Source organism: Streptomyces sp. MK37H (genome assembly GCF_018035285.1).
GTDB classification, from domain to species: domain Bacteria; phylum Actinomycetota; class Actinomycetes; order Streptomycetales; family Streptomycetaceae; genus Streptomyces; species Streptomyces endocoffeicus.
Genome location: NZ_JAAAYH010000010.1, coordinates 43,416 through 58,371, shown reverse-complemented (window position 1 = coordinate 58,371; position 14,956 = coordinate 43,416). Strand labels below are relative to the sequence as shown.

At 69.5% G+C, this 14,956-nt stretch carries 12 protein-coding genes and 1 pseudogene; 7 read left to right on the top strand and 6 right to left on the bottom strand.

All coding sequences use genetic code 11. The annotated features are described in order from the left end of the window. Window positions 1-869: LysR family transcriptional regulator (locus GWI24_RS03195; RefSeq protein ID WP_210944362.1), on the bottom strand; the 869-nt coding region annotated here is incomplete at its 3' end. A gap of 218 nt (window positions 870-1,087) precedes the next feature. Continuing rightward, the gene (locus GWI24_RS03190) at window positions 1,088-2,191 is read right to left on the bottom strand and encodes a sulfotransferase (RefSeq protein ID WP_247615806.1); all 1,104 of its coding nucleotides are present in this window, start codon (window positions 2,189-2,191) and stop codon (window positions 1,088-1,090) included. Window positions 2,192-2,772: 581 nt separating this feature from the next. Here GWI24_RS03190 and GWI24_RS03185 point away from each other — a divergent pair. Both GWI24_RS03185 and GWI24_RS03180 read left to right on the top strand, forming a co-directional pair. Next, window positions 2,773-5,580: a LuxR family transcriptional regulator gene (locus GWI24_RS03185; RefSeq protein WP_210944360.1), complete on the top strand. Its 2,808-nt coding sequence runs from the start codon at window positions 2,773-2,775 to the stop codon at window positions 5,578-5,580. A gap of 40 nt (window positions 5,581-5,620) precedes the next feature. Beyond that, window positions 5,621-7,279 carry an NAD(P)/FAD-dependent oxidoreductase gene (locus GWI24_RS03180; RefSeq protein ID WP_210944359.1) on the top strand — a complete coding sequence of 553 codons (1,659 nt, stop codon included), beginning with the start codon at window positions 5,621-5,623 and terminating at the stop codon, window positions 7,277-7,279. 60 nt (window positions 7,280-7,339) lie between these two features. Here GWI24_RS03180 and GWI24_RS03175 read toward each other — a convergent pair whose 3' ends face one another. Continuing rightward, the gene (locus GWI24_RS03175) at window positions 7,340-8,773 is read right to left on the bottom strand and encodes a class I adenylate-forming enzyme family protein (protein WP_210944358.1); all 1,434 of its coding nucleotides are present in this window, start codon (window positions 8,771-8,773) and stop codon (window positions 7,340-7,342) included. A 57-nt stretch (window positions 8,774-8,830) separates the two neighbouring features. Then, on the bottom strand, window positions 8,831-9,487 hold the full coding sequence (locus GWI24_RS03170) for a thioesterase II family protein (protein WP_210944357.1): 657 nt from the start codon (window positions 9,485-9,487) through the stop codon (window positions 8,831-8,833). A 325-nt stretch (window positions 9,488-9,812) separates the two neighbouring features. On the opposite strand from GWI24_RS03170, the gene GWI24_RS03165 reads away from it, so the two are divergent. The 5 genes from GWI24_RS03165 (at window position 9,813) to GWI24_RS44805 (ending at window position 13,801) form a co-directional block, all read left to right on the top strand. After that, window positions 9,813-10,841: an ABC transporter ATP-binding protein gene (locus tag GWI24_RS03165; RefSeq protein WP_210944356.1), complete on the top strand. Its 1,029-nt coding sequence runs from the start codon at window positions 9,813-9,815 to the stop codon at window positions 10,839-10,841. Beyond that, window positions 10,838-12,322, top strand: a complete 1,485-nt coding sequence (locus GWI24_RS44810; RefSeq protein ID WP_247615805.1) for an ABC transporter permease — start codon at window positions 10,838-10,840, stop codon at window positions 12,320-12,322. The genes GWI24_RS03165 and GWI24_RS44810 overlap by 4 nt, the downstream gene beginning before the upstream one ends. Window positions 12,323-12,356: 34 nt before the next feature. Continuing rightward, on the top strand, window positions 12,357-13,295 hold the full coding sequence (locus GWI24_RS03155; protein ID WP_210944355.1) for an ACP S-malonyltransferase: 939 nt from the start codon (window positions 12,357-12,359) through the stop codon (window positions 13,293-13,295). 70 nt (window positions 13,296-13,365) lie between these two features. After that, complete coding sequence (locus GWI24_RS03150; protein WP_210944367.1) at window positions 13,366-13,503, top strand: hypothetical protein; 138 nt, start codon at window positions 13,366-13,368, stop codon at window positions 13,501-13,503. A 13-nt stretch (window positions 13,504-13,516) separates the two neighbouring features. Continuing rightward, entirely contained in the window at window positions 13,517-13,801 is a 285-nt protein-coding gene (locus GWI24_RS44805; RefSeq protein ID WP_247615804.1) for a DUF6087 family protein, read from the top strand. Between the two features lie 100 nt (window positions 13,802-13,901). Here GWI24_RS44805 and GWI24_RS46760 read toward each other — a convergent pair whose 3' ends face one another. Beyond that, window positions 13,902-14,132 carry a DUF397 domain-containing protein gene (locus GWI24_RS46760; RefSeq protein ID WP_210944354.1) on the bottom strand — a complete coding sequence of 77 codons (231 nt, stop codon included), beginning with the start codon at window positions 14,130-14,132 and terminating at the stop codon, window positions 13,902-13,904. 174 nt (window positions 14,133-14,306) lie between these two features. Further along, window positions 14,307-14,818: pseudogene (locus GWI24_RS44800) on the bottom strand (DUF5753 domain-containing protein); the annotation flags it as partial. Window positions 14,819-14,956 lie beyond the last annotated feature (138 nt).

Here is a 14,956-nt window from a genome sequence, read left to right as displayed (position 1 = left end):
TCGAGCATCACCCGGCGCAGCTCCCGCGCGGCCCGGGGCGGCGCGACGTCCTTACGGTGGGCGACGGCGATGGTGCGCTGCATGTCGTGGCCCGCGAACGGTGTGATCCGCAGACCGGACCGGGCCGCCACCATCCCGGGCAGTACGGCGATGCCGAGCCCGGCCCGTACGAAGCCCAGCACCGCGTCCATCTCACCGCCCTCGACCGTGAAGGACGGCTCGAAACCGGCCTCGCGGCAGGCCGCCGTGGTGAATTCCCGCAGGTCGTAGCCGCGCCGGAACATCACCATCGGGCGGTCCCGGAGATCCTCGACCTGGATCCGCCGGCGCCGGGTGGGCGGTGGGGACGCGGGCGAGGAGGCCACCACCAGCTCCTCCCGCAGCAGCTCGGTGGCGGAGAGGGCGGGGGCCTGGCCGAGCACCGGGGTGATGATCAGCGCGAGGTCCAGCTCGCCCGCGGAGAGCGTGCGGACCAGATCCTGGGAACCGCCCTCGTCCACGATCAGCTCGATGCCCGGGAACTCGTCGTGGAAGCGGCGCAGCACATCGGGGACGAAGCTGGCGCACAGGCTCGGCGTGGCCCCCAGCCGCACCCGGCCGCGCCGCAGCTGGGCGACCTCCTGGACCTCGCGGTGCGCGGTCTCGGTGTCGGCGAGGATCTGGCGGGCCAGTGGCAGCAGGGCCTCTCCCGCGTCGGTGAGGGCGATATTGCCGCGCGCCCGGTGGAAGAGATCGGCTCCCAGCTCCCGTTCGAGGGCGCGGATCTGCTGGGACAGCGAGGGCTGGGCGACATGCAGGAGCTCCGCGGCGCGGGTGAAGTGCCGGGTCTCCGCGACGGTGGCGAAATAACGCAGCTGATGCAACTGCACACCACGATGATAGGCACCGGCTATGGACGTCTCGCCACTGCGTGCCCAGAACGTATGGGTCTCTCTCGGGGAAGCTCCCTCGGAGAAGCTCCCTCGGAGAAGCTCCCTCGGGGAAGCTCCCTCAGGGCGGGGAACTCGGCAAAGCTCTGGGGGAAGCAGGGCGCCACCCGGCGACCGGCCTCCAGGAGGGCGGCCGCCGCCGGGTGACCACATGCGCCCTACTGGCGGGCGGCCAGCGCCCGCGTCCCCGGGCTACAGGCTTCCAGCAGCGAGGTGAGCTCCTCCTCGGCCAGCTTGCTCGCCGCGCCGGGCCGGCCACCGTCGAGGTGGGCGATGGACGCGTCCAGCCAGTCGCGGTGCGGTTCCACCCCGATGAACTCGGCGAGCCGGATCAGCTCCTTCTCCGGCTCCTCCAGCAGGGTCTCGTACGACAGCGCGGTGCGCTGCTCCGCCGGGACCTCGTCCAGCTTCTTCAGACCGTCGACGATCGTCTCGGACCACAGGGTGCCGAACGCGCCGATCGGGATGGGACGGTCCCACACCAGCGCCGGGTCGTAGCGGTCGCTCAGCAGCGGGGCCAGGTCGGGCGGGAGCTGGGCCGCGTGCTGCGGCGTCAGCTGCATCGGGGACTCGAGACCGCAGTGGATGGCCATCTCCCACAGCATCGGGATCATCCGGAAGCTGAAGTGGCGGCTCATCGAGACGGCACAGTCGGGGCCCTGGCGGTAGATGTGCACGAAGCGGGCCTCGGGGAAGGCGCGGTGCATCTCGGGTACGCGGCCGATGGACAGGCCGGTGCGCTCGACGACGGTTCCGGGGTTGCCGAACCGTGCGCCGAGGGTGGCGAAGAGGGCCGTCCAGTGGTCTGCCGGACGGCGGGTGGGCCAGGTGGTGACCTCGGCCGCCAACTCGTCGAAGAGCGCGTCGGGGTCGTCGGTCAGATGGGGCAGCACCATGACGCTGATGGCCGGGATACCGGTGGTCTCCGCGTCGAACCGCCGCTTGGGCATCCTGTGGTAGAGGAACTCGGGCGGGATGGCGCCATTTTTGATCATGCTATTGGTGATCACATTGGGCCGGGACAGAAATCCCCAGAAATCCGAACCGCTCAGCGGAGCCTCGTCCAGTACCTCCGTGTCGGGAATACTGGCGAACAATTCATTGATGCTGAGAACATCCGGATGAATATTGATGATCTGAGACAGAGCCGTCGAACCGCACCGACCGGTGCCGACGACAAATGTCAACTTCTGGTTGACCACGCGCACTTCCTCCCGTTTCTCGCTCGGGCAACTAGTTGTTTCCCTAGTAGCCGTTCCCATAGTGGCCCATGACACACCGCGGTCGATTCGGTGGCCGCGGCGATGCTAATGGATGCCCGGGGCGACGATGACTCCGACCATCGAACAGGGGAAACACACACAACGGGATGCGAGAGGGCGAACTCAAGGTTCAGCAGCTTCCTACACTTTTGCGCAACTTTCACATCCGACAGGGGTGTTACCCTCAGAAACCCCTCAACTACCAGCGACGAAGCCCGATCTGAGAGTCGACTCCGGACTTCACAACTCACCCCCGGGGACGAAACCGTAATCGAACAGTTTCTCCCGTGACGAGACGGTCATCTTTTCGTACCAACAGCACTGCTAGAGTGCGCATCCACCCCATACCCGTGATCCTGGGCTGGCATGCCCAACCCGGCCGGGTGGGGCGGGGAACACGCGACATAACGCAGAGCAGCGGTGCCGCCGCACAGGGTGCAGCAACGGAAGGGACAGGGGACCCGAACAGCGGCACGGTACTTTCAACTCTCGGGGGACGACGCATTACCAGGTGCGCCATGCACGGTGATTCGCTTTCAAGACCCCTGCGCACACGGAAAATCGGGGAAGGTGTTTCGTACGTGTTGGTGGAGCGCGATCAGGAGATAGCCCGGCTCAATCGGCTCCTCTTCGAGGGCGCCCGCGAGGGAAGCCGGCTCGCCGTCATCAGCGGCGCCGTGACATCGGGAAAGACCGCACTTTTGCACACCGTGACGGATACGGCGGGCGGACGCGGCGTCCGGGTGCTGCCCGCGGTCGCCTCCGCCTCGGAGCAGAAGTTCCCCTACGCCGTGCTCGAGCAGCTCTACCAGGGCATGCCGACCCATCTGCGGCGCTCCCGGCCGCGCCCCGGCCTCGACGCGCTCCGCGACCCGAACGGCCCGGACCAGGCCGAGCTCTCGCTGCTCCAGGACTTCCACCGCACCCTCGACGAACTGACCGGCGACGCCCCCTTGTTGATCGCCATCGACGACGTCCAGTTCGCCGATCTGCCGTCGCTGCGCTGCCTGGCGTACGGCATCCGCCGCTGCCGCTCGGAGACGCTGTCCGTCGTGGTGAGCCGCGGGTCGCTGAGCGGCCCCGCGGCCACCGCCCTGGACGAGTTGCTGCACGAGCCGAAGGTGTGCCATGTCCGGCTCGCCCCGCTCACCGTCGCGGGTGTCTCCACGCTGCTGACCGAGGAGTTGGGCACCGAGGAGGCCGGGCGGCACGCCGCCGCGTACCACGAGATGACCGGCGGCAATCTGCTGCTGCTGCGCGGTCTGCTGGACGACCGGTTCTCCCGCCTCACCCGCGGCCCCCTCGACCCCGCGCCCGGTACGGACGCCCCGGTGGCCGGGGAGCTGTTCCGGCAGGCGGCGCTGTCCTGCGTGTACCGCGGCGGCCCGGCCCACCGCCGGGTGGCCCATGGGATCGCGCTGCTGGGTGACGCCACGTCCGTTCCCCTGCTGAGCAGGCTGATCGAGGTCGAGGAGCGGCTGGTACGGCAGTCCGTCGCGCTGCTCACCGAGGTCGGGATCCTGCACGGCGGGCGGTTCCGCAGCGACGCGGTGCGCACCGTGCTCCTGGACGACCTGGAGCTGCACGAGCTCGGCCCGCTGCACCACCGGGCCGCCCGGCTGCTGTACGAGGAGGGCGCCGACCCCATCGACGTGGCCCGCCATCTGCTCAGCCACGAGGCTCCCGAGCCGGTCGAGGAGTGGATCACGCAGGCGCTGTGCGACGCGGCCGTGCACGCCATCGCCGCGGACCGCAGGGAACTGGCGATGAACTGCCTGCAGATGGCCGACCGTTACACCACCGACGAGCGCGAGGCGCTTCAGCTCCAGGCCACGATGGTGCAGGCGATGTGGCCGTTCAACCCGCTGTCCCAGATGCGGCGACTGCAGTCGCTGGCCGGTCCGGCCGGCAGCGGGATGCTGCCCGCCCCCGAGACCATCCCGGTCGTCATCGGACTGCTGGGGCTGGGCCGGATGGACGAGGCGGCCGCCGCGCTGGAGCAGGTCAGCCGGGCCGCCGCCGAGCACCCGGGCACCGAGCTGGACACCGGGCTGCGGGCCATCCGGCTCGCGCTGTCCTCCACCTACCCCGACCACCCCGAACTGCGGCCCTTCCTGGACCAGGAGGAGGACGACGGTCCGTGGGACGTCCCGCTGTCGCCGGACCAGACCCCGGAGTCGCCCCATCTGACCGCGTTCCGCGCGCTGCTGACCGTACTGAGCCGCGGGGTCGACGAGCGCGCCGTACGGGCCGCGGAGCGGGTGCTGGAGACCGTCCGGCTCTCCGACCGCACGATGCTGACGGTGCACGCCGCCCTCCAGACGCTGGTGTACGCCGACCGCCACGCCACCGCCACCACCTGGTGCGACCGGCTGATCGAGGAGACCTCGGAGCGCGGCGCCAAGGCGCTGCTGGCCTACTTCTGTGTGCTGCGGGCCCAGATCGCGCTGCGCGTGGGGCGGCTGCGGGACACGGTCCGGTACGCGGAGCGGGCGCTTGAGGAGCTTCCGGCGCGCGGCTGGGGCGTCACCGTCGGCATGCCGCTGGGGATGCTGATCAACGCCCACACCTCGATGGGCAACCATGACGCGGCGGCCGAACTGCTCGCCCGCCCGGTGCCGGACGAGATGTACCGCAACCGCTTCGGGCTGCACTACCTCTACGCACGGGCCCGGCACCAGCTGGCCACCGGCCGGCAGCACGCGGCCCTCACCGACTTCCGCGCCTGCGGCGAGAAGATGGCCGACTGGGGCCTTGACTCGCCCGCCACCCTGACCTGGCGGCTCGGCGCCGCCGAGACCTGGCTGACGCTCGGCGGCCAGGAGCGGGCGGCACGGCTGGCGGAGGAGCAGCTCGAGCTGGCCGGGGAGTCCTCCTCGCGCACCCGGGGCGCCGCGCTGCGGGTCCTGGCCGCCACCCGGCCGCGCCACGAGCGCATCGCGCTGCTCCAGCAGGCGGTGGGGGTGCTCCAGGCGAGCGGCGGCTGGTACGAGATGGCGCGGGCGCTGGCGGACCTGGCGGAGGCGCACAAGCAGCTCGGTGATCTGGACACCAGCCGGCTGATGACCCGTCGGGCCCTGCGGCTCGCGGACAGCTGCGGCGCCGACGAGCTGTCCCGCTCATTGCAGCGCACTCCGGCCCGTTCGGCCCTGTCGGAGGCGGCCCGTACCGGAGAGGATACCGCCGCCTTTTCCGAACTCTCCGATGCAGAAAGTCGAGTGGCAGCACTAGCAGCTTCCGGCTACACCAACCGCGAGATCGCCGCTAAGCTTTTCATCACGATCTCCACGGTGGAACAGCACCTGACCCGTGTCTACCGGAAGATCAACATCAGCCAGCGCCGAGAACTGCCCGCGAGCCTGGATTTCGATGTCGCTTACACCGCCTGATCTCCCCGCGAAGCCACTCGGCCCCAACGAGGTTGATGCCATGACGTGCGCCACCGCGTCCGCCACGACGATGCTCGTGCCGGATTTCCCCTTTTCCTACGACAGATGGTTGTCCCATCCAGCGGGTCTGGGCGCCCTGCCTGCTGCGATGCACGGAACCGAAGTCGCCGTCATCGGCGGCGGGATGTCCGGAGTTACCGCGGCCTATGAGCTTCTACGACTAGGGCTTTCCCCAGTTCTTTATGAAGCGGAGCAACTGGGCGGCCGGATGCGTTCCACGCCCTTCCCCGGTAATCCGGAATACAAGGCGGAGATGGGCGCCATGCGCTTTCCCGTCGCCGCCCGATCGCTGTTCCATTACATCGATCTGCTGGCCCTGTCCACTCGTCCTTTCCCTAATCCTTTGGCGCCGGCCACCGCGAGCACGCTGATCGACCTGAACGGCGGCCAGGACCGGGCACGCACCGCCGGCGAGCTCCCGGAGGTCTACCAGGAGGTCGCCGACGCCTGGGAAAAGGCGCTCCAGGAGCGGGCCGACCTGGCCACGCTGCGGGACGCCATCCAGCGGCGGGACGTCAGCACGCTGAAGACCGTATGGAACTCGCTGGTCAAGGAGTTCGACGACCAGTCCTTCTACGGCTTCCTCGCCACCTCCTCCACCTTCCAGTCGTTCCGCCACCGGGAGATCTTCGGCCAGGTGGGCTTCGGCACCGGCGGCTGGGACACCGACTTCCCCAACTCGGTGCTGGAGATCCTGCGTGTCGTGGTCACCGAGGCCGACGACAACCAGGTGGGCATAGTCGGCGGCTCCTCCCAGGTGCCGAACGGGCTGTGGGAGCACCGGCCCGAGACGCTTCGGCACTGGCCGCGGGGCACCTCGCTGGCCTCGCTGCACGGCGGCCGGCCCCGGCCCGCGGTCACCCGGCTGCGGCGGACCGCCGACGGCATCCGGGTGACGGACGAGAGCGGCGAGGAGCGCGAGTTCCCCGCGGTGGTCTTCAGCCCGCATGTGTGGACGCTGCTGAACCGGGTCGACTGTGATTCAACGCTGCTGTCCACTCCGCTGTGGACGGCGGTGGAGCGCACCCACTACATGGGCGCGTCCAAGCTGTTCGTCCTGGTCGACCGGCCGTTCTGGCGGGACACCGACCCGGCGACCGGCCACGACGCGATGAGCATGACGCTCACCGACCGGATGCCGCGCGGGGTCTATCTGTTCGATGACGGGCCCGACCGGCCCGGGGTGATGTGCCTGTCGTACACCTGGAACGACGACTCGCTGAAGGTCGCCACGCTCTCGGCCGAGGAGCGGCTGGAGACGCTGCTGACCAAGCTGGCCGCGATCTATCCGGATGTGGACATCCGGTCGCACATCATCGCGGGGCCGCTGACCGTCACCTGGGAGACCGAGCCCCGCTTCATGGGGGCCTTCAAGAACAACCTGCCCGGCCACTACCGCTATCAGCGGCGGCTGTTCACCCAGTTCATGCAGGACGGGATGGATCCGGGGCAGCAGGGCTTCTTCCTGTGCGGGGACGATGTCTCCTGGACGGCCGGCTTCGCCGAGGGAGCGGTGACCACGGCGCTGAACGCGGTGTGGGGCGTGCTCCGCCACCTCGGCGGCACCACCCATCCGGACAACCCCGGCCCCGGTGATCTCTTCGACACCTTCGCGCCGCTGGAGCTTCCGTACGACTGACGGCCGCGGCGTCACGCACAGGGGGAGCCGTCGCGCGCCGTCGGCTCCCCCTGTCATGTCTCAGCCCTGGGCGAGACCCTGGGCGAGACCCTGGGCGAGCTGCTCGAGGCGGCGCTTGTCCGGCTTGCCGTTGCGGTTGAGCGGGAAGTTCTCCAGCACCTCGACCCGGTTGGGCTGTTCGTAGACCGGGAGCACCTGGCAGAGCCGCTCCCGCCAGTGCTTGGCGTCCCGCAGCTCCTCGTCCTCCACGAAGAAGACCAGCTGCTCGTCACCGGCGCGGCGCTCGTCGGGGAGCGGCACGATCCGGGTGGAGATCTCGGCGAGGGCCGCCTTCCGCTCGATCAGCTCGGGGTAGAGCGTGTAGCCGGAGCGGTGCACCGCGAACTTCCGCCCCAGGACGAAGAGGTTGTCCTGTCCGTCGAGGTAGCCGAGGTCGCCGGTGGACTGCCAGCCGGTGGGCACGGCGTCGATGGTGCCGTCCGCCGCGAGGTGGCCCTCGAGCGCGTCCGGGGTGTCGACCTCGATCTCGCCGGCCTCGCCGGGGGCGGCCGGGTGGCCGTCCTCGTCGATGACGCGCAGCTTGATGCCGTCCATGGCCCGGCCGCAGGAGACCGGGTTCTCCAGAGTGGCGAAGGCGATGTTGCCCAGCTCGGTGCTGCCGTAGCTGTCCAGCAGCGGCAGTCCGAATTCGGCCACATAGCGCTCGGAGAGCGCGCCGTCCAGCGGCGCGGCGCCCGAGCAGAACATCCGGACGCCCTCCAACCGCGCCCGCAGCGACGGCTTCCGGCCGACCAGGTTGAGCATGGTGCGGTAGCTGGACGGGGTGGCGTCGATCACCGTGGCGCCGGTCCGCCCGGCCATCTGGACGGCCCGGTCCAGGCGCTTGTACGGGGCGATCACCAGCGAGCAGCGGGTGAGCCAGGCGATGAGCACCATGGACAGCCCGTACTGGTGGGCGAAGGGCAGCAGCGGCAGCAGCACATCGTCCGGCCGGTGCCCGACCTGGGCGGCGTTGCGCTCCAGGTTGGTGAGGAACTTACGGCCGGACTTGACGGCGCCCTTGGGCTCGCCGGTGGAGCCGGAGGTCCACATGATCAGGCCGTCGCGCCGGTCGGCCCAGGCGTCGAAGTCCAGCTCCCGGGTGGTCAGCGGGCGCCCGGCGGCCGGGGCGATCAGCTCGTAGAGGTTCACCGTACGGATGTCGTCGTGGATCGGGGCGTCGTCGTCCACGAAGGCGATCCCGGCGCCGGTGCGCCGCGCTATCCGCCGGGTCTCGTCCGGGTGCTCCTGCTGGTCGATCAGGACGATGGAAGCTCCCACGTGCATGAGCGCGAACAGCACGCTCACATAGGCGGCGGAGTTGCCCGCCTTGAAGATGACGCGGTCGCCGTGGGTCACCCCGTGCTCGCGGATCACATCGGCGACGCGCAGCGCGTCCAGCTCGAAGTCGGCCAGGGTCTGCACCGAGTCGAGCGCGTAGATCTTCGCGGTCATCGAACGTACTCTTTTCCTTTTCGCTCAGGAGTACGGGCAGCCCTGGGCGGGTCCCCCCTAGGCTCCCTGGTCTTCGGCGCCGGCTTCCCACTCGGCGTCGACGGGGACTTGGGAGAGCAGCTGGTCGTGCACCAGGTTGACGACCTCTCTCCGGCTCGAGTCGAGGTAGTAGCGGGCACCGGGAAACACCTCGAGGTCGAATCGTCCGCTCGTCCGCCGCCGCCAGGCCCGTACGCCGCGCAGCGGGGTCTTGGGGTCGCCCTCACCGGCGAGGGCGACGATCCGGCAGCCGAGCGCCGGGGGCCCCAGGGTCATGCCCCAGTGCGCCGTCCGGCCGGAGACGAACAGGGTCAGCAGCGGCGTCCCGGTCTCCCGTTCCACGCGCTCGGCGACGCGGTAGGCGAGGTCGGCGCCGGCCCGGTGGCCGAAGAAGGCCAGCGGGCGGTCCATCCACTCCCCCAGCGCACCGAAAATCCGGTCCGCGAGGTCGGCGGAGTCGGTCAGCCGCTCGTCGTCCTCGAGCCCGGCATACAGGGGGTACTGGATCGCCAACACCTCCACCGTGGGCAGCAGAAGCTCGGACAGTGAGAGGTAGTACGCGGTGGAGTGGGCGGATTCCGGGAAACAGATCAGCCGGAAACTGCTCGGAGTTTCCGTTTGCAATATCCGAATAAGGCCCACATCATCGGGCTTGATCTGGCTCAAGGAGTACATCCCCGCGATTGCACTGAGGGGCCGGGCACGAGTGCACGGTGGGGCGCGTCGACCACGCTCGTCCGAGATGCTGACTCCGTGAGGCTATGAGCCCTTCTCCTGGGCCACAACCCCTAGTAACCGCTATTCGAGGTACGCGCTATATGCGGGTACCGCGCCCGTCCCGACGTGGCGCGGGACACAGGCGGGCGCCCCCTAAGGCCCCCTCACCCGGGCCACTACCCCCTAATCTGGGGGCCGTTAGGGGCCAGGAGTCAAGCTGTCGTGTTAAACATGTGCAAAGTAATGGTCTCCTCAAGCCAATTAAATCGGTGCGACGACAGCGATGAACACAACACGTCCTATTGATTTCGCCGTCGTTGTCGACGGCTTGGTCAAGAAGTACCCCGGCCGGCCCGTTCCGGCTGTCGACAATCTCAGCTTCACCGTCAGGCACGGTGAGGTCTTCGGCTTCCTCGGGCCCAACGGAGCGGGTAAGACCACCACCATCGGCATCCTGACCACCCGTGTCGCGCCCAGCGGCGGACGTGCCTTCGTACAGGGCGTCGACGTGGTGGCCAGGCCGGCGGTGGCCCGGCAGTCCTTCGCCGTCGTGCCGCAGCGCAACAACCTGGACCGGTCGCTGACCATCCGCCAGAACCTGACCTTCCACGCCGGCTACCACGGTCTCTCGCGCTCGGAGCGCAACCGCCTCGCGGACGAGAGCCTGGACTGGGTCGGCCTCTCCGACCACGCCAAGGCCCGGGCGGATCAGGTCTCCGGCGGTCAGGCTCAGCGCGTGATGATCGCGCGGGCCCTGATGCACCGCCCCCGGGTGCTGTTCCTGGACGAGCCGGCCACCGGCCTCGACCCGCAGTCCCAGATCTTTGTGCGCGACCGGGTCGCCGAACTGAAGGTCCGTGGCGTCACGGTGGTGATCACCACCCACGACATGGAGGAAGCGTCCAAGCTGTGTGACCGGATCGGCATCGTCGACCACGGCAAGCTGCTCGCTCTGGACACCCCTGAGGCGCTGACCAGCCGGATGAGCAACACCGCGCTGACCGTCACGGTGCGCCCGCCGTACTCCGGCATGAACGGCGTGGTCCACATGGTGCAGGGCCTCGGGGTCGCCGAGCGGGTCGAGGTGCTCCAGGCCGAGGACGACATGGCCGCCCTCATGCAGGGCGGGGGCGCGGCCGTCAACGACGGCACCTTCCGGATGAAGGTCTACAGCAACGCACCGTCCTCCGTGCTTCTGCCCACGGTCATCAAGGCCCTGACCGACACCGAGTGCGAAATCAAGGACCTGAATGTGAGCAAGGCGAGCCTGGAAGACGTCTTTGTCGACCTGACGGGGAAGGAGATGCGATGAGCTCCTCCTCACGACCCACGTCATCGACGGACGGGACCCCCGGCGGCAAGGCCGCCGAGGAGAAGCCCGCGACCGGCACACCCCCGCACCAGGGCGGCGGCCAGGGTTCCGCCGGCCGGGGCGATGAGCGGTCCTCCGCCGAACGCAGGCCCGCCGACCCCAGGACCCCCGGCGCCAAGCCGGACGGGACCGGGCCCGCCGATCCGCGGAGCGCCGACGGCACGTCCGCCGAGGACGACGGCTTCGAGGACACCCGGACCGTGCTCGTACGGTCCAAGCCGTCCGCCCCGCGTCCCGGTCCCGAGGCCCGGGCCCCGCGTCCGGGCGCCGAGGTCCAGAAGGCAGCCCCGAACGCGCCGGTCAAGCACGAGAGCCGACCGCACGACCCCCGGCACCACGAGAGCAGGCCGCACGACCCCCGGCACCACGAGAGCAGGCCGCAGGAGCACCGGCACCACGAGGCCAGGGGCATGGGCGCCCCGCACGGCAGCGGGGACATCGGCGACACCCTGACGCTGGTCATCAAGCCGATACCGGCCCCGTCGGCCTCCCAGGCCGCGCAGGACGCCAAGGCCGCGCTGAACGCCATCATCGCGGCGGCCGACGCCCGTTCGCCCCTCGTGGAGCCCGAGCCGGAGCCCGAACTCGAGCTCGAGCTGCCCGACTCCAAGCGCCGCGGCGGGCGCCACCGGCGCCGCGCCAACCGGTGGCGGACGTTCTTCTTCATCCTGTGGCGCGACATCTTCGTCACCGGCCGCGAGATGGGCCCCTTCCTGGGCCAGGTCATCGTGGAACCGTTCTTCATGCTGTTCGTCTTCGGCAAGGTGCTCGGCGAGATCGGCTTCACCCAGCCCGGCTTCCAGCAGGTGCTGCTGCCCGGTGTGGTGGCGCTCAACAGTTTCCTGGTCGCCCTGCAGAACACCGCGCTGCCACTGGCCATCGACTTCTCCTGGACCAAGGAGATCGAGGACCGATTGCTCGCGCCCATCCCGGTCGCACTGGTGGCGGTGGAGAAGGCGGTCTTCGGCGCGATGCGCGGTCTGATCGGCTCGCTGGTCATGATCCCGATCGGTCTGGCGCTGCTGGACGACGTCTCCTGGCCGCTGGACAAGATGCCGGTGACGCTGGGCATCCTCAGCCTCGGCGGACTCGTCGGCGGCTGCGTCGGCCTCACCCTGGGCACTCTGGCGCCCGCGCGTCACATCTCCATCGTCTTCGCCATGACGCTCACCCCGATCATGTTCACCGGGGCCACGCAGTTCCCGTGGCGGAGCCTGGAGACCGTCCGCTGGTTCCAGGTGCTGTGCACCTTCAACCCGCTGACCTACGTCACCGAGGCGATGCGCGGACTGCTGCTGACCCCCGGGCCCAAGACGCCGGAGTCGATCCCGCTGTGGATCTGCTTCTCGGCCATCGGGGCGGCCGTCCTGATCTTCGGGATGATCGGCATCCGGGGCTTCAACCGCCGGGCGCAGGACTGAGCCACGGCAGGACTTGAGAGTAAGGCACCACACCATGACGGCATCCGAGCAGACGAAGACAGCCATCGTTTTCCCGGGCATGGGACCCTCCGGCTTCTCCGAGGTGGGCAGGTTCCTCACGCTCGACCCGTTCGCCCGGAAGCGGCTGGCCGAGGCCGACGAGGCGCTGGGCTACTCGGTCTTCGACCGGCTCCGCGACTCCGAGGACGACTACTCCGAGGCCACCCAGATCGCCTTCCTGGTGAACTCGATGGCCTCGGCGGACCGGGCGGAGCAGGAGCACGGACTGGTCCCCGACCTGTGCGTGGGCCCCAGCTTCGGGCAGAAGGCGGCTGCGGCCTACGTCAGTTCGCTGCCGTTCCCCGAGGTGGTGCGGCTCACCGCGGAGCTGGCCCGCTGTGAGCACGCGTACTTCACCGAGGAGTACCAGGACGCGGTCACCCACACCTTCGTCCGCACTCCGCAGGAGAAGCTGACGGAGATCCTCACCGAGCTCGGCGAGCGCGATGAGTGGTACGACTACTCCGGCTATCTCGACGACGGCTTCTTCATGGTGTCGCTGCGCGAGACGGAGCTGGAGTGGTTCAAGAAGGCGATCAGCCAGGCCGGCGGCTACTCCATGTACAGCATGGTCCCGGCGGTGCACGCGCCCGCGTTCGCGGAGCTGCGGCGCCGGGCCGCCGAGGAGATCCTGCCCAAGTACGACATCCTCGACCCCAAGCTGCCCGTGGTCACCGACCAGGACGGCACCATCGTGACCACGGCCGACGAGCTGCGCACGATGCTGCTGGACACCTTCGATCTGCCGATCCACTGGCCGAAGGTGGTGGACACGCTGAAGGGCGCCGGGGTGTCGAAGATGTACATCACCGGGCCGGACAACCTCTTCCACCGGCTGGACCGCACCAAGTCCAACTTCGAGGTGGTGACGGTGGGTCCGGGCAAGCGCTCGCGGCCCGCTCGTAAGCGCTGATGACGGCGTAACACGCACGCGCGGCCCGGCCCCCTCAGGGCCGGGCCGCGCGGCGCGCGTGGGTCCGGGGGTGCCGGACCACCTGGGTCGCCTCCCGGCCCAATATTTTCTGGACGCGGCCCGCCCGTACGAGACCGCCGCGGTGGACGACGTACGCAGCAGAGCGAGGGATCTCACCGCCGCCCGGCCGACCACGATCGTCGCCTGAGACCATCGAGCGCATGGGCAAGCACCGCCGACCCGGCCCACCAAACCAGCCGTCCCGCGCCGTCCCGCGCGTAGACGTCGCCAGCCCTCTCGCCGCGTACAGCAAGCGGCGCCGTCCGCCGCTGGACATCTACCGCCGTCACCGGCCCCTGCACGGCGGCGCCGGCCATCTCCGACCCGACGAACCACGCGCGCTGGAAGAGTGGGACGGCTTCACCTACGCCCCAGCCGGGACGGCACCCGATCTCGCCGCAGCCCAGCGATGGGTCAACGAGCTAACGCCCGGTGAGTCCGGATGAGGCTCCGCCGCTCGGCCCTGGATGACCCGGCTGCCCGCCCAGCATGACGACGGCCCCCGGTCCGGGGGCCGATCGCTTCGGTGGCTGGTTGCTGGATGGGTCAGGTGGTGGGGAACTCCCCGCGCCTGACGGCAGAGACAAACGAGGACCAGGCGGTCAGCTCGAACATGAGCGCTGGGCCGTGCGGGTCCTTGCTGCCACGAACGGGGACCACGCCGCGCGAGGCGACGAGGTCCTCGGCGACCTCTATGCAGGCGCCGGTGGCGGCTCCCCTGGCCGAGGGCTGGGGCGGTGCCGGACAGCGGGAGGGGTTGGGGGTACCCCTCTCCAAAACGTTTGCCAAATTAGTTGCTTCAGATCAAGCGTTTTATCGAGGGGTGCTCGGAGAGGCCGTCAGTCCGGTATCCGCCCCAGCTCCCGGGCGCAGGTGCCGCCACCGGCGCTCGCATCCACCGGCCCGGCGCCCGGCGACGCGGTGCGAGCCCCCCGCCCCCGCCGCCGCTGCTCAATTGCGCCGAAGGCGCGAGACGAAACCCGCACCCGACCGAGCCGAGAAGCCCATACCGACCTGAACCGAGACCCGATCCTGAACCGAGACCCGCACGACTGAGGTGCTTTCCCGTTCAAATTGGCCCCGCTGGGCGGACTCCGCGTATGACATGAGCGAACGGTCCGACATCGTCAGGATATAGAGCGGCAGGTCGAACGGGCGGCGCGCCCCCAGTCGAACAGGGCGACTTGGAGCACAGTGTTCGGCAACTCGGCCATCTCGACCAGCCGTACGAACTGGGCGTCCATGACGACGGGTTCGCCGATGGGCCGACGGACACAGGCTTTCGTCCAGCATCACGAAGAGCAGCGGCGGGGGCGTCCGGACGAGCGCGGCTTGCCGCTCCGCGACAAACGTCACCCGCTCCGGCGTCTGGAGCAGACCGGGGATGACGCCCCTTCGTACTGCCGGATCTCCGCTGCCCGGCCCTCGTGCCCCACGTACTCGGGGAAGCCCTCCAACAGGCCGTCGTAATCGTCGCCGGACAGACCCTCACGGGAGCCGAAACCGTTCCTAGATACTGAGCGTGAGTTGTACGTGCTCAGCCGGGCGCTCCGAACGGTGTTGAGCGTCCTGGTCGCCCGCGTTCGCTCCGTATCCGGGCG